The sequence below is a fragment of the Nocardioides sp. 31GB23 genome (genome assembly GCF_040012395.1).
GTDB classification, from domain to species: Bacteria; Actinomycetota; Actinomycetes; order Propionibacteriales; family Nocardioidaceae; genus Nocardioides; species Nocardioides salarius.
This window is the reverse complement of sequence record NZ_JBDYKJ010000076.1, coordinates 1-22,677: the sequence shown is the minus strand read 5'-3', so window position 1 is coordinate 22,677 and position 22,677 is coordinate 1. Positions and strand designations below refer to the sequence as shown.

At 73.9% G+C, this 22,677-nt stretch carries 20 protein-coding genes; 8 read left to right on the top strand and 12 right to left on the bottom strand.

The window, feature by feature from the left end:
• Positions 1-127 precede the first annotated feature (127 nt).
• Entirely contained in the window at positions 128-1,570 is a 1,443-nt protein-coding gene (locus tag ABKW28_RS19365) for a serine hydrolase domain-containing protein (protein ID WP_348612555.1), read from the top strand.
• Between the two features lie 24 nt (positions 1,571-1,594).
• On the opposite strand, the gene ABKW28_RS19360 is transcribed toward ABKW28_RS19365, so the two are convergent.
• Positions 1,595-2,257, bottom strand: a complete 663-nt coding sequence (locus tag ABKW28_RS19360) for a hypothetical protein (protein ID WP_348612553.1) — start codon at positions 2,255-2,257, stop codon at positions 1,595-1,597.
• 64 nt (positions 2,258-2,321) lie between these two features.
• On the opposite strand from ABKW28_RS19360, the gene ABKW28_RS19355 reads away from it, so the two are divergent.
• Complete coding sequence (locus ABKW28_RS19355; RefSeq protein WP_348612551.1) at positions 2,322-3,851, top strand: amidohydrolase family protein; 1,530 nt, start codon at positions 2,322-2,324, stop codon at positions 3,849-3,851.
• Between the two features lie 15 nt (positions 3,852-3,866).
• Here ABKW28_RS19355 and ABKW28_RS19350 read toward each other — a convergent pair whose 3' ends face one another.
• Positions 3,867-4,835, bottom strand: a complete 969-nt coding sequence (locus ABKW28_RS19350) for an SGNH/GDSL hydrolase family protein (protein WP_348612549.1) — start codon at positions 4,833-4,835, stop codon at positions 3,867-3,869.
• A gap of 35 nt (positions 4,836-4,870) precedes the next feature.
• Positions 4,871-6,040: a helix-turn-helix domain-containing protein gene (locus tag ABKW28_RS19345; RefSeq protein ID WP_348612547.1), complete on the bottom strand. Its 1,170-nt coding sequence runs from the start codon at positions 6,038-6,040 to the stop codon at positions 4,871-4,873.
• An 84-nt stretch (positions 6,041-6,124) separates the two neighbouring features.
• On the opposite strand from ABKW28_RS19345, the gene ABKW28_RS19340 reads away from it, so the two are divergent.
• Both ABKW28_RS19340 and ABKW28_RS19335 read left to right on the top strand, forming a co-directional pair.
• A complete protein-coding gene (locus ABKW28_RS19340; RefSeq protein WP_348612545.1) occupies positions 6,125-7,285 on the top strand; it encodes a ferredoxin reductase in 1,161 nt (386 codons plus the stop codon).
• Between the two features lie 43 nt (positions 7,286-7,328).
• Positions 7,329-8,564 carry an acyl-CoA desaturase gene (locus ABKW28_RS19335; RefSeq protein ID WP_341230491.1) on the top strand — a complete coding sequence of 412 codons (1,236 nt, stop codon included), beginning with the start codon at positions 7,329-7,331 and terminating at the stop codon, positions 8,562-8,564.
• Here ABKW28_RS19335 and ABKW28_RS19330 read toward each other — a convergent pair whose 3' ends face one another.
• The 5 genes from ABKW28_RS19330 to ABKW28_RS19310 all read right to left on the bottom strand — a co-directional run bounded on the left by ABKW28_RS19330 (position 8,565) and on the right by ABKW28_RS19310 (position 13,947).
• Positions 8,565-9,458, bottom strand: a complete 894-nt coding sequence (locus tag ABKW28_RS19330) for a GNAT family N-acetyltransferase (RefSeq protein ID WP_348612543.1) — start codon at positions 9,456-9,458, stop codon at positions 8,565-8,567.
• Positions 9,459-9,473: 15 nt separating this feature from the next.
• Entirely contained in the window at positions 9,474-10,718 is a 1,245-nt protein-coding gene (locus ABKW28_RS19325; protein WP_348612541.1) for an MFS transporter, read from the bottom strand.
• A 121-nt stretch (positions 10,719-10,839) separates the two neighbouring features.
• Positions 10,840-11,856 (bottom strand): LacI family DNA-binding transcriptional regulator, encoded by a 1,017-nt coding sequence (locus tag ABKW28_RS19320; protein ID WP_307822955.1) that lies wholly within the window; start codon positions 11,854-11,856, stop codon positions 10,840-10,842.
• A gap of 5 nt (positions 11,857-11,861) precedes the next feature.
• A complete protein-coding gene (locus ABKW28_RS19315; protein ID WP_348612539.1) occupies positions 11,862-13,061 on the bottom strand; it encodes an MFS transporter in 1,200 nt (399 codons plus the stop codon).
• A complete protein-coding gene (locus ABKW28_RS19310; RefSeq protein WP_348612538.1) occupies positions 13,045-13,947 on the bottom strand; it encodes a PhnD/SsuA/transferrin family substrate-binding protein in 903 nt (300 codons plus the stop codon). Before ABKW28_RS19310 ends, ABKW28_RS19315 begins: the two co-directional genes overlap by 17 nt.
• Before the next feature lie 150 nt (positions 13,948-14,097).
• On the opposite strand from ABKW28_RS19310, the gene ABKW28_RS19305 reads away from it, so the two are divergent.
• From ABKW28_RS19305 to ABKW28_RS19290, 4 genes are read left to right on the top strand one after another with little or no spacing between them, the layout of a single operon-like run.
• Entirely contained in the window at positions 14,098-15,243 is a 1,146-nt protein-coding gene (locus ABKW28_RS19305; protein WP_348612536.1) for an alpha/beta hydrolase, read from the top strand.
• Between the two features lie 2 nt (positions 15,244-15,245).
• On the top strand, positions 15,246-16,196 hold the full coding sequence (locus ABKW28_RS19300) for an NAD(P)-dependent oxidoreductase (protein ID WP_348612534.1): 951 nt from the start codon (positions 15,246-15,248) through the stop codon (positions 16,194-16,196).
• A gap of 5 nt (positions 16,197-16,201) precedes the next feature.
• The gene (locus tag ABKW28_RS19295; protein WP_348612532.1) at positions 16,202-17,443 is read left to right on the top strand and encodes a Xaa-Pro peptidase family protein; all 1,242 of its coding nucleotides are present in this window, start codon (positions 16,202-16,204) and stop codon (positions 17,441-17,443) included.
• A gap of 34 nt (positions 17,444-17,477) precedes the next feature.
• Positions 17,478-18,938 (top strand): NAD-dependent succinate-semialdehyde dehydrogenase, encoded by a 1,461-nt coding sequence (locus tag ABKW28_RS19290; protein WP_348612530.1) that lies wholly within the window; start codon positions 17,478-17,480, stop codon positions 18,936-18,938.
• A gap of 33 nt (positions 18,939-18,971) precedes the next feature.
• Here ABKW28_RS19290 and ABKW28_RS19285 read toward each other — a convergent pair whose 3' ends face one another.
• Genes ABKW28_RS19285 through ABKW28_RS19270 form a run of 4 tightly spaced genes read right to left on the bottom strand, consistent with a single transcriptional unit; the run spans position 18,972 to position 22,539 of the window.
• Positions 18,972-20,144, bottom strand: coding sequence for a M24 family metallopeptidase (locus tag ABKW28_RS19285; protein ID WP_348612528.1), 1,173 nt, complete (start codon positions 20,142-20,144; stop codon positions 18,972-18,974).
• 13 nt (positions 20,145-20,157) lie between these two features.
• Complete coding sequence (locus tag ABKW28_RS19280; RefSeq protein WP_193669591.1) at positions 20,158-20,985, bottom strand: ABC transporter permease; 828 nt, start codon at positions 20,983-20,985, stop codon at positions 20,158-20,160.
• Complete coding sequence (locus ABKW28_RS19275; protein ID WP_193669592.1) at positions 20,982-21,749, bottom strand: ABC transporter permease; 768 nt, start codon at positions 21,747-21,749, stop codon at positions 20,982-20,984. The genes ABKW28_RS19280 and ABKW28_RS19275 overlap by 4 nt, the downstream gene beginning before the upstream one ends.
• A complete protein-coding gene (locus ABKW28_RS19270) occupies positions 21,742-22,539 on the bottom strand; it encodes an ABC transporter ATP-binding protein (protein WP_193669593.1) in 798 nt (265 codons plus the stop codon). Before ABKW28_RS19270 ends, ABKW28_RS19275 begins: the two co-directional genes overlap by 8 nt.
• Positions 22,540-22,677: the final 138 nt, after the last annotated feature.

Below are 22,677 nucleotides of genomic sequence, written 5' to 3'. Positions count from 1 at the left end.
CTTCCCCGGCATCTTCCTGTGGCGCGACCGCTTCGGTGCCATCTACCTCGTCGACCCCACCGGCACCCGCCGCATCGACCACGCCGCCTGAGCGCGAGTCGGACTATCGTCGGGCGGGGAGGTGGTCATGCTCGTTCGGCTCGTGGTGGTGCTGGTCGCCCTGGCTGCCCTCGTGACGGGGACCGCCTCGCCCGGCGCCGCCCAGGGGTCGGTGGACGGGCTCGACGCCGTGGTCGAGCAGGAGATGTCGGCCGCCGGCGTCCCCGGGGTCGCGTACGCCGTCGTGGCCGAGGGGCAGCCCACCTCGGTCGGCGCCCGTGGGATCCGCCGCCTCGGCGAGGACGACGAGGTCACCCCCGACACGCCGTTCGTGATCGGCTCGATCTCCAAGAGCTTCACCGCGCTGGCCGTGATGCAGCTGGTCGAGGCGGGCGACCTCGACCTCGACACCACGCTCGCCGAGACCCTCGACGAGCTCGCCGACCGGCCCGCGGCCGACATCACCACCCGCCAGCTGCTCAGCCACACCAGCGGCTTCTCGACGCTGCAGGGCAACGCGTCGTACCCCCGCGTCGAGGGCCGCGACGCGCTGGAGCGCCGGGTCGCCCACCTCGCCGACGTGGCGCCCGACCACGAGCCCGGCGAGCGCTGGGAGTACTCCAACCTCAACTACCAGCTCCTCGGTCGCGTGGTCGAGGTCGTCAGCGGCCAGGCGTACGACGCCTACGTCGCCGCCCACGTCCTGCGCCCGCTCGGCATGACCCACAGCTTCGTCGCCGACGGCCAGGTGCACGACGAGATGGCGACCGGGCACCGGCCGTGGTTCGGCACGAGGCGGGCGCTGGCCCCGGGCCCGACCGAGCGGGTCTCGGCCCCGCAGGGCGGGGTCGTCGCGAGCGCCGCCGACCTGGCGCGCTACCTGCAGACGATGATGAACGGTCGCGACGACGTGCTCAGCGCCGACGGCAAAGCCCAGATGATGCGGCCCGCCGGGCCGGCCTCCCCCCACTACGGCCTCGGCTGGTTCGTCGACCCCGGCAGCGGGCAGGTGTGGCACGGCGGCACCACCCCGGGCGTCGAGACGCTCGCGACCATGCGGCCCGACCGGGGCACGGGCGCCGTGGTGCTCGCCAACGCCGGCAGCGGGATCGGGTTCGGCGAGACCACCCAGCTGCTCAACGCCGTGACCGCCACGGCCCTGGACCTCGACTACGACGGCGAGGGCTCCCGCTGGTCGCAGAAGGCGCTGTACGTCGCGCTGCTGCTGCTCCCGGTCGGCTACCTGCTCAGCATGCTCTGGGCGTGGCGCCACCGCGGCGCGCTCCGCGCGAAGTCGGGCGTCGCCGGCCGGTTCAGCCTCTGGTTCCCGCTGCTCACCACCTCGGCCGCGGCCTGGGTCCTGCTCTTCCTGGTGCCCCGCCTCTTCGGCGCGCCGCTCGCCACGATCCGCCTCTTCCAGCCCGACCTGGGCCTGGTGCTGCTCGCCGGCGCCGTCACCGGCGTCGCCTGGGCCGTCCTGCGGCTCGCCGTCGCCCACTCCGGCCGCACGCGCCCGGCCGAGCAGACCTGAGACCCGGCCTCAGCCCACCTCGTCTCAGCCCACCTCGGCGCTCGCCGCGATGCGGTCGATCAGCGTCTCCATCGCGTCGCGGTCGGCCCCGCGCCCGATCATGCCCAGGTAGTACTGCGCCGTCTCGCCGCTGCCCGGCGTCGTCAGCCACCGCTCCAGCGAGTGCCGCCGGTAGCCCTCCGAGACGTAGCTGACCTCCAGGCCGTCGTAGGTCTCCTCCACCACCTCGAGGCTCTGCACCTCCGAGGCCGTGGCCAGCGCCGAGCGCCGCGCCACCCGCGCCGCCGGCACGCTCTGGAAGAGGTTGGCCACCTGGCGCACCCGCAGGAAGTAGAGGTTCTCCGCCGCGTCCGGCCCAGGCGGCGGGTACCAGCGCCACTCGCCCCCCGCCGAGTCGCTGCGCACCCAGTCGCGCGGCACCGCCAGCGACACCGTGAACGGCGGCGTGCCCAGCACCACCCGCCGCAGCGCCACGTCACCGGCCAGGGGCGGCTCGTCGCGGTCCTCGCGCACCAGCACCGGCCGGTCCGTCGGGTACGCCGGGTCGACGGCCACCAGCGGCCGCACCTCGCCCAGCGGGGCCGGCGGCTCGTGGTCGGCGCGCGCGACGGCGTACCCCGCCGCCCCGCCCCCCAGGGCGAGCAGCACCACCAGGGCGGTGGCCGACCCGAGTCCGCGCGCGCTCACGTGGCCACGGTAGACCCTCGGCGCCGCTTCGTCGGTGCGGCCGCCCCGGCCCTACCGTTGCGCCATGAGCAGCCTGATCATCCGCCACGCGCGCCTGGTCCCGGTGCACGCGGGCGACGAGGTGCCCCACGAGCCGGTCGACGTGCAGGTCACCGACGGCGTCGTCACGGCCGTGGGCGAGAGCCTCGAACGACCCCCCGGCGCACCCGAGGTGCGGGCCGACGGGCGGTGGGTGATCCCCGGCCTGTGGGACCAGCACGTGCACCTGGCTCAGTGGACCCTCTCCTCGGGCCGCCTCGACCTCGCCGGCGCCCGCAGTCCTGAGGCCGCGCTCGCGATGGTCGCCGAGCGGGTCGCGGACTACCCCGACCTCCCCGTCATCGGCTGGGGCCACCGCTCCGCCGGCTGGGACCGCGACGTCACCGTCAGCGAGCTCGACGCCGTCTCCGGCGAGACCCCCGTCGTGCTGATCTCCGGCGACGGCCACCACGCCTGGCTCAACACCGTCGCCCTGCTCTTCCTGGCCATGCCGGTGCGCGACTCCGTGGTCCGCGAGGCCGAGTGGTTCGCCGCCTACCCCCGCCTGGCCAGCCTCGTCGGCAACGACGGCACCTCCCCCGAGGCCTACCGCCGCACCCTCGACCACGCCGCCTCCATGGGCGTGGCCGGTCTCGTCGACTTCGAGTTCAGCGGCGGTGCCGCCGAGTGGGCCGAGCGCTGGGTCGAGGGCTGCGACGTGCTGCGCGTGCGGATGGCGACCTACGCCGAGGGCCTCGAGCCGGTGCTCGCCCACGGCCTGCGCAGCGGCGACCCGCTGCGCCTCGACCTGCTCGGCGCCGGCCCGGTCGACCCGCGCCTGACCATGGGCCCGCTCAAGATCATCAGCGACGGCTCGCTCAACACCCGCACCGCCTGGTGCTGCGAGCCGTACGGCGACGCCCACCGCCTCGAGTACCCCTCCGGCCAGCCCAACCTCTCCGGGGCCGAGCTGCGCGACCTGCTGCGCACCGCCCACACCGCCGGCCTCGAGGTCGCCACGCACGCCATCGGCGACGCCGCGGTCGCCGAGGCGCTGGCGTCGTACGCCGAGACGGGTGCGCGCGGCTCGATCGAGCACGCCCAGATGGTCAACCGCGCCGACGTGCGCGAGATGGCCCGCCTGGGCATCCGGGCCAGCGTGCAGCCGGCCCACCTGCTCGACGACCGCGACCTGACCGACCGGATCTGGGGCGAGCGCTCGGCGCGCTGCTTCGCGTTCCGCTGGATGCTCGACGACGGCGTCGCGCTCGCGATGGGCTCCGACGCCCCCGTCTCGCCGCTCGACCCGTGGCTGGCGATGGCCGCCGCGGTGCACCGCAGCGGCGACGAGCGCGAGGCCTGGCACGGCGAGCACGCCCTGACCCCGCAGGAGGTGCTCTCGGCCTCCGTCGACGCCCAGCCCACCGTCGGCGCGGGCAGCCGCGGCGACCTGGTGCTCCTCGACGCCGACCCGCTGCCGCACGGCTCCGCCGAGGAGCAGGCCCGTCAGCTGCGTGACATGCAGGTGGCCGGGACCTGGGTGGCCGGCCGAGAGGTGTTCACCACCTTCGACTGACGGCCCGGGCCGGGGTCAGGCGTTCGGGACGGGCTGCGCCAGCAGTTGCAGCAGCTCGTCGGCGACCGCCTCCTGGCCGGCGGCGAAGGGGTGGAAGGCCAGGGCCCGCTCGGGGTCGTTGACCTGGCCGTTGACCCACGGCTCGTCGGCGCAGATGTCGTGGCCGCGGCTCAGCGCGAAGGTGTCGACGTACTCGACCTCGGCGGCCTCGGCGGCGTTCTCGAGGGCGTCGGCGAGGCCGCGGTTGACGGTGCGGGCGAAGGGCAGGTCGCCCTCGGCGAGCGGCAGCAGGTCGGGGCAGGAGCCCTCGGCGGGCACCAGCTGGGGGTAGCCGACCAGCACGACCCGGGCCTGCGGGGCGCGGTCCTGCACGCCGATGAGGGCCGAGGTGACCCGCTCGCTGATCTGGTCGAGGTCGGCGGTCGCGGTGCCGGTCGCGGCGTCGGTGCAGGGCGTGCCGCCGCTCTCCTGCTCGGCCGCGCCGACGCAGCCGGCGGTGAGCTTGCTGAAGAGCCCGAGGTCGTTGCCGCCGATGCCCACGGTGACCAGGTCGGTGTCGTCGTCGAGCGCGTCGAACTGCGCCGGGCGGGTCTCGCCGTCGAAGGTCTGCTGGGCCCCCACCAGCGAAACCGTCTGCGCCCCGGCGCAGCTGACGTCGACCAGCTCGGAGCCGAGCTCCTCGGCGACCAGGCTCGGGTAGTTGCCGCTCGAGCGCAGGCACCCGTCGCCCCGGTCGGTCTCGGGCACGAACGGCGCCGAGGTGTAGGAGTCGCCCAGCGCGACGTACGACGGGTAGTCGCTGTCGCGCGCGCCCTCGCGGCTGCTGCCGCCCCGCTCCTCGGCGGCCGAGGGGGTCGGTGAGGGCGACGAGGTCGACGCGGTGGGCTCCGCGTCGTCGCCGCAGGCCGCCAGCCCGCCCACGAGCAGGGCGGCGGAGGCGGTCGAGACGGCGGCCCGCAGGGCGCGGGAGCGGCGAGAGGTCATGCGCGCCACCGTACGGCGAGCACCCCCACCCCCCCTCAACCCAGCGCGATCACCAGGGCCAGCACCGTGGTCGGGTCCTCGAGGTCGTCGCCGAAGAGCTCGCGCAGCTGGCCCATCCGGTAGCGCACGGTCTGGGGGTGCACGAAGAGCTCCTCGGCGACCGCGTCGCGCCGGCCCTGGTGCAGCAGCCACGCGCGCAGCGTCTCGGTCAGCTTCTCGGCGGTGGCCGGGCGCAGGTCGTCCAGCGGGGCCAGCACCGCCGCGCGCAGGTCGGCGCGGGCGTCGGCGTCGGCGGCCAGCACCAGCTCGGGCAGGTGCGCCTCGGTGTCGGGGCCCAGGCCGAGCGCCTTGGCCCGCCGGGCGCGGTCGAGCGAGGCGCTGGCCTCGAGCCAGGGCCGGGCCGGCCCGGCGACGGCGTCGCGGCCCTCGAGCGTGCGCAGCAGCGCGCCGCGCGCCCGCCCGTGCGCGTCGGGCACCAGCAGCAGCCCGCCCTCCTCGATGTCGGGGGCCTCGGCCACCGCGATCGTCGCCCCCGGCAGCGAGACCAGCACGGGCCGCACCTGCGAGTCGGGCATCAGCACCGCCGTCAGCGTCGTCGGCGGCTCCCACTCGGCGCGGGCGGCGGTCTCGAGCACGGTCTCGGCGGGCGCGCCGGTCAGCAGCTGGCGGGCCAGCCGCTCCAGCAGCCGCTGGCGCACCCGGCCGGTGGTGGCCAGCTCGTCGGCGTGCCCGGCGACGCTGGCCGCCGACAGCTCGTCGATGTAGGCGAAGACCAGCTCGGCGAAGCCGCCCAGCGTCTCGGCGTCCATGCCGGCGCGCACCGCCGTCGTCGACATCTCCCGCCACGAGACCCGCGCCCCGATGCGGTACGCCGACAGCAGCGCGTCGGTGGTGCGCCCGCTGCGCGCCTCGCCCCGGCCCAGCTGGTAGGCGCCCTCCACCGACGGCGCGGTGGGGGTGCGCGGGTCGGCGCCGCGCCGGCCGCCGGCCAGCGACAGGAACCCGCCCAGCGCCAGCTGCACCGCGTTGCGGATGTTCTCGCCCATCGACCCGGTCAGCGCGTCGTCGTACGACGGCACCTCGGCGATGATGGCCGCGACGACCCGGTCGGCCACCGAGGCCAGGTCGGCGCGCATCTCGGTGACCGCCTGTGCGGGCAGCTGGAGGCCGTGCCCGGCGATGTGCGCGGGGAGCCGTCGAGCCATGTTGTTCGCTCCGAACAATAGTGAGGCAGAAGTCTGCATCGTCTGCACAGGACTTTAGCGGCTCGGTCCAGCAGAGTGGAGCACATGACCAGCACCGCCTTCCGTGCACCCGCCACCACGGCCCGTCCGTCGTGGTCGGCCGCCCTGCGCCGGCAGGCCCGCCGCGTGGCGGAGGCCGCCGTCACCCCGCTCGAGGTCGACGACGTCCTCGACGTCTTCCACCCGCTGCGCCGCGGCGCCCCGCTGCGCGGGCGGATCGTGGCGGTGCGCCCCGAGACCGACGACGCGGCCACGATCGAGATCAAGCCCGGCGCCGACTGGGCCGGGCACGTGCCGGGGCAGTACCTGCGCATCGGCATCGACGTCGACGGGGTGCGCCACTGGCGCGCCTACTCCCTGACCCACGGCCCGCGCCGCGACGGGCTGATCTCGATCACCGTCAAGGCCGTGCCCGACGGCAGGGTCAGCGACTTCCTCGTGCACCGCGCGACCGCGGGCACGATGGTCCACCTCGAGCAGGCGGCCGGCGAGTTCGTGCTGCCCGAGACCGTGGTCGGCCAGCCCACCAAGCTGCTCTTCGTCACCGCCGGCTCCGGCATCACCCCGGTCATCGGGATGCTGCGCAACCTCTTCCCGGCCACCGACACCGGCGTGCTGCGCCTGCGTCGCAGCGACGACCTCGACATCGTGGTCGTCCACGTCGCGCCGACCGAGCCCAGCTCGATCTTCCGCGACGACCTGGTCGCCCTCGACGAGGCCGGCGCGATCCGCCTGGTCGCCCGCTACGACGACACCCACGGGGTGCTCGACGTCGCCGCCCTCGACGAGCTCGTGCCCGACCTCGCCGAGCGCCGCACCTTCGCGTGCGGCCCGTCGGGGCTGCTCGACGCCCTCGAGGAGCACCACCGCACCGCCGGCGTCGACCTCTTCGTCGAGCAGTTCCGCACCGCCCGCGTCGCGCCCGGCGAGGGTGGCGCGGTCACCTTCGAGCAGGGCGGCACGGTCGTCAAGGCCGACGGCGCCACCCCCATCCTCGACGCGGCCGAGGAGGCCGGCGTCCTGATGCCCAGCGGTTGCCGGATGGGCATCTGCATGGGCTGCGTGCTGCCGCTGAAGGAGGGCTCGGTGCGCGACCTGCGCAACGGCGAGGTCACCACCGCCGTGCCCGGCGAGACCGACCCGCGCGGCGTCCTCGTCCAGACCTGCGTGAGCGCCGCCGCCGGCGCCTGCGCCATCGACCACTGACCCCGATCGACCACCGACCCCCGATCGACTCGAGGAGATCCCCATGACTGCCATCACCCGCAAGCCCGAGAACCCCATCGCCCACCTCAGCGACGCCGACATCGAGGAGATCGGGGCACGCCTCGACGCGATCCGCCAGGAGGTCGTCGACACCCGCGGCGCCGACGACGCGGCGTACATCCGCAAGGTCATCGACGTGCAGCGCAAGCTCGAGCTGGGCTCGCGCGCGGTGCTGCTGGCCAGCGTCTTCCCGCCGGCCTGGGTGCTGGGCACCCTCGGGCTGAGCGTGGCCAAGATCCTCGACAACATGGAGATCGGCCACAACATCATGCACGGCCAGTGGGACTGGATGCGCGACCCGAAGATCCACTCGAGCACCTGGGAGTGGGACAACGCCACCCCGAGCGAGGCGTGGAAGCACAGCCACAACGAGGTGCACCACACGTACACGAACATCGTGGGCAAGGACAACGACCTCGGCTACGGCATCATGCGCGTCGACGAGGACCAGCGCTGGGTGCCGATGTACCTCGCGCAGCCGCTGTGGAACTTCATCAACGCCTGCTTCTTCGAGTACGGCATCGCCGCCTACGACCTCGAGCTCGGCAAGAACCTGCGCACCCCCAAGCACAAGCGCTCCGACGTCTTCAAGGCCAACGTCAAGGGCACCCTGGGCAAGATCCGCAAGCAGGCGACCAAGGACTACGTCGTGCACCCGGCGCTGTCGATCCCGACCGGCTCCTTCCTGCCGACCCTGGCCGCCAACGCCACCGCCAACCTGGTGCGCAACCTGTGGACGCACTCGGTGATCATGTGCGGCCACTTCCCCGAGGGCGTGGAGACCTTCGAGAAGAAGGAGATCCCGGCGAAGGAGACCCGGGGCCAGTGGTACGTGCGCCAGATGCTCGGCTCGGCCAACATCTCCGGCTCCAAGGCGATGCACCTGATGACCGGCAACCTCTCGCACCAGATCGAGCACCACCTCTTCCCCGACCTGCCCTCCAACCGGTACGCCGAGGTCGCGGTGAAGGTGAAGGCGCTCTTCGACGAGTACGGCCTGAACTACCACGAGGCCTCGCTGCCGGCGCAGGTCTACTCGGCCTGGCACAAGGTCGTGCGGCTCTCGCTGCCCAACGGCTGGATGGCCACCACCAACGCCAAGAACCTGCCCAGCCAGCTCAAGCTGCTCTACGGCATGACCACCAAGGGTCCCAAGGTGCGCCGCGCCGCGCAGGCCCGGCTGCAGCAGCAGGCGCGCAAGCTCGCCACCGCTGCCTGATCAGGCGCGCCCGACCGGCTTGCGCAGCCGGTAGGTGCCCTGGCGGGCCTCGTAGCCCAGGGCGGCGTTGACGGCGCGGATGCCGCGGTTGTGCTCCTCGTTCTGGGTCGACGCCACCTTGGCGCCGGCCGTGGCGGCGTGGCGGTGCAGCTGCATCTTCACCGTCAGTGCCAGCCCGTGGCCGCGGTGCGCCGGGTCGACGCCGGTGTAGGCCACGAAGAGCTCGGTGCCGACCACGACGCCGTGGGTGATCGCGGCGGGGCGCCCGTCGACGCGGGCCAGCACGCCCACCGGGCGGGCGCCCCGGCTCGAGGAGCGCAGCGACCCGGCGGTGACGTAGCGACCGCCGTGCACCGCCTCGGGGTTGGTCTGGCTGGCGCGCAGCATCGCGTCGAGGGCGGGCTGGTCACGCACCCGCAGGTCGTCGCAGGCCACCAGCTCGACGCCGGCCGGCAGCAGCGGCTCGGGCAGGTCGACCAGCGCCAGCGCCGACTCGATCGAGAGCTCCTCCACCTCGTAGCCCCAGTGCCGTGCCACCGCGAGGCTGCGCGGCTCGTCGTCGAAGACCCTGGTGCTCAGCAGCGTGGTGCCCGTGGGGGTGCGTGCGGCGAGTGCCCGGTGCAGCGCCGAGCCGACGCCGCACCCCTCGGCCTCGGCGCTCACCGTGATCCACTCGACCGCCCAGCCCGGCGGCAGGTGCGCGGCACGCGTGATCCAGCCGTAGCCGATCGTGGTGCCGTCGCCGCGCACCGCGCGCATCGCCACCAGCCCGGGCCAGGTCTCGGGCACCATCAGCTGCCAGCCGGCGTCGGTCTCGCTCAGGTGCCGGTTGCGCCGCACGCCCAGCGCGACCAGCGCGTCGTACTGCTCGGAGGTGGCCTGCTCGACCCGCATCCTCCGAGCATGGCACTACGCGGGGGTGCTGGCGAGAGCCTCGTCGCGGCCGCTGCCGGCCTCGGTCGCGGCGCGCAGGCGGCGCTGCTGGGTGGCCATCAGCAGCGTGGCCAGCAGCGTCGTGGTGACGGTGACCGAGAAGGCGGCCGTCGAGCCGTGCGCGTCGGCGAGCCGGCCCGCGACCGAGGAGCCCAGGGCGTAGCCGATGCCGGTGGCGCTGGCCAGGGTGGTCATCGCCGCGCCCACGCGCGGTCGCGGCACCACGCGCTCGGCGAGCGAGAAGACCGCGATCATGTAGGGCGCGACCGCGCAGCCCAGCACCAGCACCACTGCGGTGGCGCCGAGCAGGCTGTCCACCAGGAGCAGCGGCCAGCTCAGCGCGGCCAGGGCCAGCGCGGCGACCAGGGCGCGGCGCTCGTGGCCGATCCGCTCGGGCAGGTACGCCGTCGCGATGCCGGCCACCGCGCTGCCGACCCCCAGCGTGGCGTGCACCAGGCCGGCGACCCCCGGCTGCCCGGCCTCGGTCGCCAGCACCGTGGCGCCGGTCTGGGTGGCGCCGAAGAGCACCCCGACGAGCAGCTGCGCGGCGGCGAGCACGACGAACACGACGCTGACCAGGCGCCCGGGGTGGACGGTCGCGTCGGGGCGGGGGACCAGCCGGGCGGAGGGGTCGAGGGCGAAGGCGCTGCCGAAGACGGCCAGCAGCACCGCGGCCGTGACCAGCCCGCCGCTGGGGGAGACGAGCACCGCGGCGAGGCCGATCAGGGCGGGGCCGAGCGCGAAGGAGGCCTCGTCGGCCGCGCCCTCGTAGGAGAACGCGGCGTCGACCAGGCGGCGCTGCTGCGGGCCGGTGCCGCTGGTCAGCGGCCGCCAGCGCACTCGCGCCAGCGGTCCGACCTGGGGCATCGCGAGGCCGGTGGCCGCGGCGACCGCGACGACGGTCGCGTCACCGGCGTCGCCGCCGACCGTCGCCACGAGGAGCAGCAGGCCGGTCGCGCCGAGCAGCGACTGCACGAGCACGACCGGGCGCTGGCCGATCCGGTCGGCCAGCGAGCCCGCGGCCGGGGCGCCCAGGGCGTTGGCCACGGCCAGCGCGCCGGCCGACAGGCCGCCGAGGCCGTAGCTGCCCGACGCCGTCGAGACGAGCAGGAGGGTGCCGAGCTGGCTCATCGCCAGCGGCAGGCGGCCCAGGAACGCCACCAGGACGTAGGTGGGGCCGGCGAGGGCGATCAGTCGCCGGTAGGAGGACAGGGGGCTCACGGGTGGTGCCTTTCGGGTGCGTCACAGCGACGCGCCGAACCCACCTCCAAGCGCGCGTTGAACCCTCTGCGTCCCCGATGCTAGTGCGCCGCGGCGAGGGCCCGGGAATCCGTGCCCGCGCTCAGCGGGGCGGGGCGGTGGAGCCGCGCACCACCAGGCTCAGCGGCAGCAGCACCGAGCGGGCCGGGCGGTCGGGCTCGGCGATGGCGTCGAGCAGCAGCCGCGCCGCCTCGGCGCCGATCTGCTGGTGGGGGATGGCCACCGTGGTCAGCGGCGGGCGCAGCTTGTCGAGGAAGGGCATGTCGTTGAAGCCGACCACGGAGACGTCGTCGGGGCAGGAGATGCCGCGCTCGGCGAAGACGTCGTAGCAGCCCAGCGCGATCAGGTCGTTGCCCGCGACCACGGCGGTCGGGCGCTGGCCGGCGTCGAGCAGGCCGCGCAGCGCCTCGGCGCCCGCGTCCTCGGTCCACTGCGAGCACTCCACGACCAGGGCGGGGTCGACGTCGAGGGACAGGTCGTGCACGGCGCTGCGGAACGCCCGGGCGCGCGTCACGCCCGTGGAGGTCGAGGTGGGCCCGGCCAGGTGGGCGATGCGCCGGTGGCCCAGCGAGGCGAGGTGCTCGACGGCGAGGGCGATGCCGGCGGCGTCGTCGGGGGTGATCGAGGGGACGTCGATGCCGCCGGGGCGCCGGTTGACCATCACCATCTGCACCCGCTCGCGCGCCAGCTGCTCGAGCAGCGGGTGCTCGACCAGGGCGGTGGCGACGATCAGCCCCTCCACCTGTCGCGAGCGCAGCGACTCGATGAGGGTGCGCTCGCGGCCCGGGTCGTTGTCGGTGTTGACGATGAGCCCGCCGTAGCCCGCCGGCTCGAGGACCTCCTCGATGCCCCGCACGATCGGGGGGAACAACGGGTTGGTGAGGTCGGGGATGACCAGGCCGATCGTGCCCGACTTGGCGGTCTTGAGGCCGCGGGCGATCGGGTTGGGTCGGTAGCCCAGGCTCTCGGCCACCTTGATCACCCGCTTGGCGGTCTCGGCGTTGACCAGGCCACGGGTGCCGGGGTTGAGGGCGCGGGAGGCGGTGGCCGCGTGGACCCCCGCGGCCTCGGCCACGTCGCGGAGTGTCGGGGTCTGCACGGTGCTCATCCTAGGGACGTCGGGGCCGCGGGGCGCTGCCAGCGTGCGCGGGCCCACGCCGCGGCGAGCCCGAGCGGCAGCGCCAGCACCGCGAGGGCGGCGTACACGGCCGTGTAGTCGCCGGCCGCCGCGGGCCCGGCGACGGCCACCGCGCAGACCGCGCTGCCCACGAAGAGCGACCCGGCGAAGAACGAGACCATCACCGCGCGGGCGCCCGGGAGCACCTCGGTGGCCCAGGTCTGCAGCGAGGAGTGCATCGAGGTCCAGGCCACCCCGACCAGCACCACCGCGACCCCGCCCATCACCGGCTGCTGGCTGATGGCCATCAGGGCGCAGGCCACGGCGCCGGCGACCGCGCCACCGCCGATCAGCCGGCTGGGGTGCCAGGTCTGGGAGAGGCGGCCGACCGCCCACGAGCTGATCAGCACCGAGAAGCCGTAGATGCCGGTGACCGCGCCGGCGAGGGCGGCCGAGGCCCCCACGCTCTCGATCGCCGGGGGCAGGAACGTCAGCGCGCCGAGCAGCACCGCGCCCTCGGTGAAGGCGAAGCAGAGCACGAGCAGCCCGATGCGGGAGCGGCCGATGAGCGCCAGCGACTGCAGCGGCGAGGGCGCGCGCTGCTCCTGCACCGGCTCGGGGAGGCGGTGCAGCGCCCAGGCCAGGGCCAGCGAGGCCACGCCGGTGATCACGAACGTCACGCGCCAGCTCGCCACGTCGGCCAGCGCCCCGGCGCCCACCGAGGCCAGCGCGGTGCCGAGCGCGACCCCGACCATCAGCCGGGCGATGTCGCGCTGCCGCACGGCCGCCGGCACCGTGTCGCCCAGGTAGATCAGCGTGGCGGGGTAGGCGGCGCCGAAGAAGCCACCGGCCAGGCCCCGGGCCGCGCCCAGGGCCGCCGGCGAGCCGGTGAGGGCCGAGGCGATCGTGCACACCCCGGCCAGCAGCAGGGTCAGCCGCATCGTCCGGACCCGCCCCAGCCGGTCGGACACCACGCCCCAGAAGGGCTGGGAGAGCCCGTAGACGAGGAAGTAGACCCCGGCGGCCTGCACCACCGACGAGAGCGGGGCACCCATGTCGGCGGCGATCGCCACCAGCAGCGGCGGCATCGCGAAGCGGTCGAGGGTGCTGACGAAGGCGGTGGTCTGCAGCAGCCGGATGGGCGAGGCCGGGCCGGGTGGCGCCGCCGCCTCAGCGCGGGTGGACAAGCCCGGAGTCCTCGTCGAGGGCGGCGTCGAGCACGTCGCCGCCGCCGGGGGCGGGCACCGGCTGGTAGGTCGTGCGCAGCCGCACCAGCGTCTCGAGCGCGGGCCGGTCGACCGCGCCGTCGGGCACCAGGCCCTCGGTGGCGCTGCGCATCCGGGCGACGTAGCGGGCGGCGAGGTCGGGGGTGAGGTCCAGGCGCGCGGCCGCGGCGGCGGCTGCCTCGGCGTCGAGCCGCCCCTCGAGCACGTCGCGCCCGGTGGCCAGCAACGCCGCCACCAGTGCCTCGGCCTCGGGCAGGTGGCGCTCGCCGGCGACGGCCACGACGGTGCCCAGGTAGGCGCCCAGGCGCTCGACCCCGGCCAGCCGCACGCAGCCGGCGGCCTCGGCGACCAGCTCGTTGCCGGCGTTGAGCATGGTCACGTCGCAGTCGCCGGCGAGCAGCGCCTCGAGGCGCCGCGGGGTGGAGCCGAGCGTGAGCAGCTCGTAGTCGTCGCGGGAGGTGCCCAGGGCGTCGGCGAGGGCGTAGAGGGCGAAGGCGAAGCCGGAGGTGGGCACGTCGACCCCCACGCGGGCGCCGGCCAGGTCGTCGCGGCCCAGGCCCGGGCGGGCGTAGAGCCCCAGGCCCATGCCGCGGTCGACGGCGCCGACGATGCGCACGTCGGCGAGCGCGCCGAGGGGGTTGGCGGGGCTGAAGCGGTAGGCCATCACGTTGTCGGGGCTGGTCAGCGCCACGTGCAGCTCGTCGTCGAGCAGCGAGCGGAACTGGCCGGGCGAGGAGGAGACGGGCACCTCCTCCACGTCGAGCCCGTGCTCGCGCAGGTGCCCGGTGGAGGCGGCGAGGTCGAGGAGGACGGAGGGGGTGAAGGAGCCGACGACGGTGACAGTCACCTGAGAACCGTACCGGATTGTGCAGTCGATTGCAGCCCGAGTTGCACGGGACTGGTGGCGCTTGACATCCGGCTGATGCCTAGGTCAGGCTGCAGTCGATTGCAGAACCCCGGGCGGGGCGTTCCCGCCAGGGGTGGGAGAGGAGTGCACATGGATGAGCGGGTCGCGTCGGCGATCTCCCACTGGGGGCCCCGGTTCACCGCCAACGGCGTGACCGCGGGCGACTTCGCGCGGGTCACCAGCGGTGTCGAGAGCTGGGAGCAGTGGTGCTCGGCGTGGACCGAGAAGGGCGCCGAGCACGAGGCCCTGGGCCGCGCCGCGCTCGACGAGGGGCGGCACCGCTCGGCCGGCGAGCACCTCGCGCAGGCGGCGGTCTACCACCACTTCGCGAAGTTCGTCTTCGTCGACGACCTCGAGCAGATGCGCGCCGCGCACCGCCGGGCCGTGGACTGCCTCACCGACGCCCTGCCCCACCTCGACCCTCCGGGCCGACGGGTCGAGGTCCCCTTCGAGGACACCCGGCTCGTGGGCGTGCTGCGCCTGCCCCACGGCGACGGCCCGCACCCCGTCGTCGTGATGCTGCCCGGCCTGGACTCGACCAAGGAGGAGCTGCGCACCACCGAGCAGGGCTTCCTCGACCGTGGTCTGGCCACGCTCGCCGTCGACGGCCCCGGCCAGGGGGAGGCGGAGTACGACCTGCCGATCCGTGGCGACTGGGCGCCGGTCGCCGAGGCGCTGTGGACCGCGCTGGGCGACCTGCCCGAGATCGACCGCGACCGGCTGGGCGTGTGGGGCGTGAGCCTGGGTGGCTACTACGCCCCCCGCGTCGCCGCCGCGCTGGGCGAGCGGGTCGCGGCCTGCGTCGCCCTCGCCGGTCCCTTCAACTTCGGCGAGTGCTGGGGCGGCCTGCCGCAGCTGACCCGCGACACCTTCCGGGTGCGCTCCGGCGCGGCCACGGACGACGAGGCCCGCCAGGTGGCCCTGGGCCTGGGCATGGAGTCGGTGGCCGCGGACGTCGTGGCCCCCCTCCTCATCGTCTTCGGGCGCCAGGACCGGCTGATCCCCTGGCAGCACGCCGTGCGCCTGCGCGACGCCGTCTCCGGGCCGGTCGAGCTGCTGATGCTCGAGCAGGGCAACCACGGGTGCGCCGACCTGGCGCCCTGGCACCGCCCGCGCACCGCCGACTGGCTGGCCGCCCGGCTGACCGGCGCTCCCGCACCCACCATCTCCACCGACGACACCACCGACGACACCACGGACATCTCCACCGACCCCCTCACCACGAAGGCAGGCTGACCATGGACACCACCGACGCACCCACCCCCGGCACCTTGCGGATCGGCTGGATCGGAGCCGGCCGGATGGGCGCTGCCATGGCCACCCGCCTGGCCCGGGCCGGCGAGGACGTCACCGTCTGGAACCGCACCCGCTCCAAGGCCGAGGCGCTGACCGACGTCGGCTGCTCGGTCGCCGACACCATCGCCGACCTGCGCGGCCACGACGTCGTCTTCACGATGGTCTCCACGCCCGCCGACCTCGAGCAGGTGCTCGTCGGCGAGGGCGGCCTGCTGGCCGACCCCGACCACGTGCCCTCGGTGGTCGTCGACTGCTCGACGGTCTCGGCGGAGTCCTCCGCCGCGATGCGCGAGGCCTGCACCGAGCGCGGCGTGGACTTCCTCGCCTCGCCCGTCAGCGGCAACGGCAAGGTCGTCACCTCCGGCGGGCTGAGCCTGGTCGTCTCCGGCCCCGAGGAGACCTACCTGCGCGTCGCGCCGCTGCTCGAGCACCTGGGCAAGGGAGCGACGTACGTCGGCGAGGGCGACGTGGCCCGGCTGGCCAAGATCTGCCACAACCTGATGCTCGGCGTGGTCACCCAGTGCCTGGCCGAGATCACGGTGCTGGCCGAGAAGGGCGGGATGCCGCGCGCGGCCTTCCTGGAGTTCCTCAACAACTCGGTGATGGGCTCGGTCTTCACCCGCTACAAGTCCCCGGCCTTCGTCAACCTCGACTACACCCCGACCTTCACGCCGGTGCTGCTGCGCAAGGACTTCGACCTCGGCTTCGCCGCGGCCCACGACCTCGACGTGCCGATGCCGGTGGCCGCGGCCACCGCGGCGGCCGTGCAGGCCAGCGTCAGCAGCGGGCGGCTCTCCGAGGACTTCGCGATCCTGCTCGACCTGCAGGCCGCGGCGTCGGGGATCAGCCTCAAGCCCGAGGACGTCGTCGTCGACGACGGCCTGGGCGGGTGAGCCCGGTGGCGGGTCGACCGCTGCCGGCGCCCGGTCACATGGGCGTCGACTACGAGCGGCGCGTGGACTTCGACCGGCTGCGCGACTACCGGCTGGGCCGGGCGAAGGCGGCGCTCGAGGGCAGCGAGTGCGGGGCGTTCCTGCTCTTCGACTTCTACAACATCCGCTACACCACGCAGACGTGGATCGGCGGTGCGCTGGGCGACAAGATGATCCGCTACGCGCTCCTGGCCCGCGACAAGGAGCCGGTGCTGTGGGACTTCGGCTCCGCGGTCAAGCACCACCAGCAGCACTCGCGCTGGGTGCCGAAGGAGAACTACCGCGCCGGCTTCCTGGGCTTCCGCGGCGCGGTGGCCCCGTCGGTCGGGCTGATGCAGAGCGCGGTCTCCGAGATCAAGTCGCTGCTGGTCGAGGCGGGGGTGGCCGACCTGCCGGTCGGCATGGACATCGTCGAGCCCCCGTTCCTGTTCGAGATGGAGCGCCAGGGCCTGCGCGTCGTCGACGCCCAGCAGCTGATGCTCGACGCGCGGTGCATCAAGTCGCAGGACGAGATCGTCCTGCTCAACCAGGCGGCCGCGATGGTCGACGGCGTCTACCAGGACATCACCGAGGCGCTCAAGCCCGGCGTGCGCGAGAACGAGATCGTGGCGTTGGCCAACAAGCGGCTCTACGAGATGGGCTCCGACCAGGTCGAGGCCGTCAACGCGATCTCCGGCGAGCGCTGCAACCCGCACCCGCACAACTTCACCGACCGGCTGATCCGCCCGGGCGACCAGGCGTTCTTCGACATCATCCACTCCTTCAACGGCTACCGGACCTGCTACTACCGCACGTTCGCGGTCGGCAGCTCGACCCCGTCCCAGCGCGACGCCTACACCCAGGCGCGCGAGTGGATGGACCGCGGCATCGACGGCATCAAGGCGGGCGTCGGCACCGACGAGGTCGCCGCGCTGCTGCCGAAGGCCGAGGAGTTCGGGTTCGACAGCGAGATGGAGGCCTTCGGGCTGCAGTTCGCCCACGGCCTGGGCCTGGGGCTGCACGAGCGCCCGATCATCTCCCGCCTCAACTCCATGAAGGAGCCGGTCGAGCTGCAGGTGGGGATGGTCTTCGCGCTGGAGACCTACTGCCCGGCCTCCGACGGCTACTCCGCGGCCCGCATCGAGGAGGAGATCGTCATCACCGAGGACGGCCCCCAGGTGCTCACGCTCTTCCCGGCCGACGAGCTCTTCGTCACCAACCCCTACTGATCCCCAGCCGACCCACCGCGCGAAAGGTCTCGCCATGAGCGACCTCACCCTCGACCAGATCACCGACCTGCCGCTCGACCTGTGCGTCGGCGGCAAGGTCGTGCCGGCCTCCGACGGAGGCCGGTTCGACGTGCTCGACCCCGCCACCGGCCGGGTGCTGGCCAGCGTGGCCGACGGCACCGTCGACGACGCGATGGCGGCGGTCGACGCCGCCGCCGCTGCCGCCGACGCGTGGGCCGCGGCGCCCCCGCGCGAGCGCTCCGAGGTGCTGCGACGCGCCTTCGAGCTGATGCGCGAGCGCGCCGAGGAGCTCGCCTTCCTGATCTCCCTCGAGAACGGCAAGGCGCTCACCGACGCCCGTGGAGAGGTGGCCTACGCCGCCGAGTTCTTCCGCTGGTACGCCGAGGAGGCCGTGCGCGCGGGCGGCGAGGTCACCACCGCCCCCTCGGGGGCCAACAAGATCCTGGTGCTGCGCCAGCCGGTCGGGGTCTGCGTGCTCGTCACGCCCTGGAACTTCCCGGCCGCCATGGCCACCCGCAAGATCGGCCCGGCCCTGGCCGCCGGCTGCACCGTGGTGCTCAAGCCGGCCAGCGACACCCCGCTGACGGCGCTGCTGATGGCCCGCATCCTCGAGGACGCCGGCGTGCCGCCGGGCGTGGTCAACGTGCTGCCCGCCCGTCGCTCCGGCGCGGTGGTCTCGGCCATGCTGCACGACCCGCGGGTGCGCAAGCTGTCCTTCACCGGCTCCACCGAGGTGGGCCGGGTGCTGCTGCGCGAGGCCGCCGACCAGGTCGTGAACTGCTCGATGGAGCTGGGCGGCAACGCGCCCTTCCTGGTCCTCGACGACGCCGACCTCGACGCCGCGGTCGACGGGGCGATGATCGCCAAGATGCGCAACGGCGGCGAGGCCTGCACGGCCGCCAACCGGTTCTACGTGCACGCCGACGTCGCCGACGAGTTCAGCAGCCGCCTCGCGGAGCGGATGGCGGCGCTGCGGGTCGGGCCGGGCACCCACGACGACACCGAGGTCGGCCCGCTGGTCAACGAGGAGTCGGCCGCCAAGGTCGCCGAGCTGGTCGACGGCGCGGTCGCCGACGGCGCCCGGGTGGTCACCGGCGGCAGCCGCCCCGACCGCGAGGGCTTCTACTACGAGCCGACCGTGCTGCTCGACGTGCCGCGCACCTCGAGCATCCTCGGCGAGGAGATCTTCGGCCCGGTGGCCCCGGTGGTCACCTTCACCGACGAGGCCGAGGCGATCGCGATGGCCAACGACACCGAGTACGGCCTGGTCTCCTACGTCTACACCTCCGACCTGGCCCGCGGACTGCGGGTCAGCGAGCGCCTCGACTCCGGCATGGTCGGGCTCAACCGCGGCGTGGTCTCCGACCCGGCCGCCCCGTTCGGCGGCACCAAGCAGTCGGGCGTGGGCCGCGAGGGCGGCCACGAGGGGATGCTCGACTACCTCGAGTCCAAGTACGTCGCCGTCACCTGGTGACCCCGGCGCTCCACCCCGTCGGGACGGGCCGCATCAGGCGATGCGGCCCATCCCGCGCGGGAAGGAGTGCAGTCGGGCGCAGCCCTCGTCCGTGACCTGGAGCAGCTCGCCGGTCTGCACGCCGGCCGTGCCGTCGAGCGTGGTGACGTTGGGCTGGACGACCACGGTCATCCCCGCCTCGAAGGTCGTGGCGGGCAGCGGCTCCAGGGTGCGGCTGCGCGAGCCGAAGACCGGCGGCAGGTAGCCGCCGCCCAGCCCGTGCACCAGGTCGTCGACCGTGGTGAAGCCGGCCTCCTCGATCACCGAGGCCGCCTCGACGACCTCGGCGGGCGCCACGCCCGGGGCCAGCACGGCCTCGACGCGGGCCAGCGCCTCGTCGGCGACGGCGTGCAGCTCGGCGTACTGCGCCGTGGGCTCCGCGCCGACTGTGAAGGTGCGCAGCAGCTGGCCGGGGTAGTCGACGCCCCAGCTCGTGCTCAGCTCGCAGGAGACCACGTCGCCGGCGTGCAGCCGGCGGGCGCTGGGCCACTGCGAGGGAACGCACTGGGCGGGCTCGGCCATCGAGGTGATCGAGAAGTAGTGGATGTAGCTGGTGCCGCCCAGCGGCAGGTAGGCGCCCTCGACCAGGGCGCCGAGCTCGTGCTCGGTGCTGCCGGGGCGGGCCCCGTCGCGCATCGCGGCGCAGGACAGGTCGGTCAGCTCGGCGGCGCGCCGCAGCCACGCCAGCTCCTCGGGCGACTTGCGCAGGCGCAGCCGGGTGTAGGCGCCGGAGAGGTCGAGCACCCGGTCGGCGGCCTCGCGCAGGGTGTCGTGGCCGATCATCGGCAGGGCGCCGACGACCCCGACCCCGCCGCCCAGGGCGCCGCGGCGCGCGAGCTCCTGGAGCATCGTCTCGTGGGTGCGCGAGCCCGCCCAGCGCACGTCGGCGTCGGCGGCGACGCGGCGGGCCTGGGGCACGTGGTTGTAGAAGTTGACCAGCAGCGTGTCGGGCACGCCGGTGGACCCGTGGCTGTGCACGACCAGCGCCTCACGGGTCACCGGCCAGCCGGTGAGCCACTGCACGGCGCTGCCCGAGCGGTTGGCGCCGTGCAGGACCACGTGGGTGAGGCCGTGCTCCTCGAGCACCTCGTCGAGCGCCCTGCGGCGCCGCGCCATCTCGTCGGGGCTGAACAGCGGCGGCAGCGCGGCCTCGCGGTCGGGAGTCATCAGTCGGAGCCCATCAGTCGGAGCTGCGCAGGATCCAGGGCGCCAGGCGCGCCTCGACCTTCTTGAGCAGGGTGTAGAGCAGGAAGCCGGTGGCCATCAGCACCACGACCGGCACCAGCGCCTCGGCCATGTTGAAGCGCCGGGAGTTGACCAGGATCAGGAACCCGAGGCCGGTGACGGCGGTGGAGAACTCGGCGACCACGACGGCGATGAGCGAGCGGCCCACGGCCAGGCGGACCCCGGTGACGATGAAGGGCAGGGCGCCGGGCACGAGGATGTCGCGCCAGGTCTGCAGCTCGGAGGAGCAGAACGACGCGGCCAGCTCGTCGAGGTCGCGCGGCACGCCCCGCACTCCGGCCGCGGTGTTGATGGCCACGGGGAAGAACGCGAACATCGCCACGATCACGACCTTGGCCTGGAAGCCGAAGCCCAGCGCCACGATGAGGATCGGGATGACGGCGACCAGGGGGGTCGCGAAGAGGGCCGAGATGTAGGGGTCGAGCATCACGTCGACGGTGCGGAAGCGGCCCACCAGGATCCCGATGAGCAGGCCGACGGCGGTGCCGGCGGCCATGCCGGCCGCGAAGACCAGGGCGCTCTCGCGGGCCGCGGTGAACAGGGAGCCGTCGGCGAGCATCCCCTCGGCGGCCTGCGCGACCTCGATGGGTCCCACGATCAGGGGGCTCTCGGCCACCATCGAGTAGAGCTGCCAGACCACGGGGATCAGCAGCAGTCCGCTCCACCAGCACAGCCGCTCCTTCGTGGCGGCGGACATGCCGGCGCGCCGGGGGCGCGGGGTGACGGTGCGGGGCGTGCCGATGGCGTCGCTGACCTGGGTCATGACACTCCTTGCCAGGGTGAGAGTCGTCGCTGGGCGATCTTGAGGAGGCTGGCCACACCGGCGCCCGCGGCGGCGAGCACCAGCACCGGGCCCAGCGCACCGGCGATGTCGAAGCGGTTGGAGTAGAGGATGATCAGGTAGCCGAAGCCGCTGGCCCCGGCGTAGAAGTCGGCGAGGACCGCCCCGACGAGGGCGTGGATCAGGCCGATCCGCAGGCCGGTCATGGTCGCGGGCAGCGAGCCCGGCACCAGCACGTCGCGCCAGACCGTCCACTCCTTCGCGCAGAACGAGTGCGACAGCTCGACCAGGTCGCGGTCGACGGTGCGCACCCCCGCGGAGGTGTTGATGATGATCGGCAGCACCGTGAAGAGGAAGACGATGAAGATCTTCGAGGTGTAGTTGAAGCCGACGATCACCAGGATGAAGGGGATCAGCGCCACCAGCGGCGTGGTGTAGAAGATGTTGATCGGCGCCTCGGTGAGCCAGTAGAGCATCCGCACCCGGCCGATGAGCAGGCCGAACGGCACGCCCACGGCGACGCCGAGGCCGGCACCGACCGCCACGACGTACGCCGTGGGGGCCAGGTAGGTGGTGAACTCGCCGCTGGCGATCGACTCGCCCAGCCGGGAGGCGATCTCGTGGGGCGGGGCCAGGAAGAGCCCGCCCATCGTCAGCGCCACGAGGTACCAGGCGGCCAGGACGAACAGCGCGAAGCCGACCCTCAGCTGCAGGACCCGGCTGCGGGAGAGGCCGCGGTCACTCACCGCTCACACCGTTGAGCAGCTCGGGGCTGAGCTCGGTGCTCAGGGGCTCCTGGCGCAGCAGCGACCACATCTCGGCGCGCAGCCGCGCGAAGCGGGGGTCGGTGCGGATCGCGGTGGGGGTGCGGGGGCGCTCGAAGGGGATGGTGATGTCCTCGACGATGCGACCGGGGTTGGACTGCATGACGATGACCCGGTCGGAGAGCACGATGGCCTCGTCGATCGAGTGGGTCACGAAGATGACGGTGCGCTTGTCGTTGCTCCAGATGCGCAGCAGCTCGTCCTGCATCAGCTCGCGGGTCTGGGCGTCGAGGGCGCCGAAGGGCTCGTCCATCAGCAGGGTGCCGGGCTTGATGGCCAGCGCGCGGGCCAGGCCCACGCGCTGCTGCATGCCGCCGGAGAGCTGGTAGGGGTACTTCTTCTCGCGGCCCTCGAGGCCGACCATGGCGATGTAGGGCTGCGCGGCGGCGCGGGACTCGGCCTTGCTCTTGCCGCGCAGGCGCAGGCCGTAGGCGACGTTGTCCTCGACGGTGCGCCAGGGCAGCAGCCGGAAGTTCTGGAAGACCAGGGTGGTGTCGGGGCGGGGCCGCTCGACCTCGTCGCCGTCGACCAGCACCGAGCCCGAGGTGCGCTCCTCGATGCCGGCGACGATGCGCAGCAGGGTCGTCTTGCCGCAGCCGCTGGGGCCGAGGATCGACACGAACTCGTTGTCGCCGACGTGCAGGTCGACGTCGTCGAAGACGCTGAGCGAGTCGAAGTGCTTGCTGAGGCCGGTGATGTCAACGTTCGCCACTGGATGGAGCCTTTCGAAGAAGCCGGGGGAGGGGGGGGGGGGGGGGGGGGGCCCCCCCCCCCCCGCCAGCGTGTCCTACTGGTCCTGCTGGTCCTGCTGTCCCTGCTCCTCGGGCGCGGACTGCGCACCCTCGGCAGC

What these genes read in the sequence shown, in the direction of transcription:
- ABKW28_RS19305 (WP_348612536.1), top strand. Translation starts at nt 14,098, where the DNA reads ATGGATGAGCGGGTCGCGTCGGCGATCTCCCACTGGGGGCCCCGGTTC.
- ABKW28_RS19355 (WP_348612551.1), top strand. Translation starts at nt 2,322, where the DNA reads ATGAGCAGCCTGATCATCCGCCACGCGCGCCTGGTCCCGGTGCACGCG.
- ABKW28_RS19350 (WP_348612549.1), bottom strand. Translation starts at nt 4,835, where the DNA reads ATGACCTCTCGCCGCTCCCGCGCCCTGCGGGCCGCCGTCTCGACCGCC.
- ABKW28_RS19300 (WP_348612534.1), top strand. Translation starts at nt 15,246, where the DNA reads ATGGACACCACCGACGCACCCACCCCCGGCACCTTGCGGATCGGCTGG.
- ABKW28_RS19345 (WP_348612547.1), bottom strand. Translation starts at nt 6,040, where the DNA reads ATGGCTCGACGGCTCCCCGCGCACATCGCCGGGCACGGCCTCCAGCTG.
- ABKW28_RS19290 (WP_348612530.1), top strand. Translation starts at nt 17,478, where the DNA reads ATGAGCGACCTCACCCTCGACCAGATCACCGACCTGCCGCTCGACCTG.
- ABKW28_RS19285 (WP_348612528.1), bottom strand. Translation starts at nt 20,144, where the DNA reads ATGACTCCCGACCGCGAGGCCGCGCTGCCGCCGCTGTTCAGCCCCGAC.
- ABKW28_RS19340 (WP_348612545.1), top strand. Translation starts at nt 6,125, where the DNA reads ATGACCAGCACCGCCTTCCGTGCACCCGCCACCACGGCCCGTCCGTCG.
- ABKW28_RS19365 (WP_348612555.1), top strand. Translation starts at nt 128, where the DNA reads ATGCTCGTTCGGCTCGTGGTGGTGCTGGTCGCCCTGGCTGCCCTCGTG.
- ABKW28_RS19280 (WP_193669591.1), bottom strand. Translation starts at nt 20,985, where the DNA reads ATGACCCAGGTCAGCGACGCCATCGGCACGCCCCGCACCGTCACCCCG.
- ABKW28_RS19335 (WP_341230491.1), top strand. Translation starts at nt 7,329, where the DNA reads ATGACTGCCATCACCCGCAAGCCCGAGAACCCCATCGCCCACCTCAGC.
- ABKW28_RS19330 (WP_348612543.1), bottom strand. Translation starts at nt 9,458, where the DNA reads ATGCGGGTCGAGCAGGCCACCTCCGAGCAGTACGACGCGCTGGTCGCG.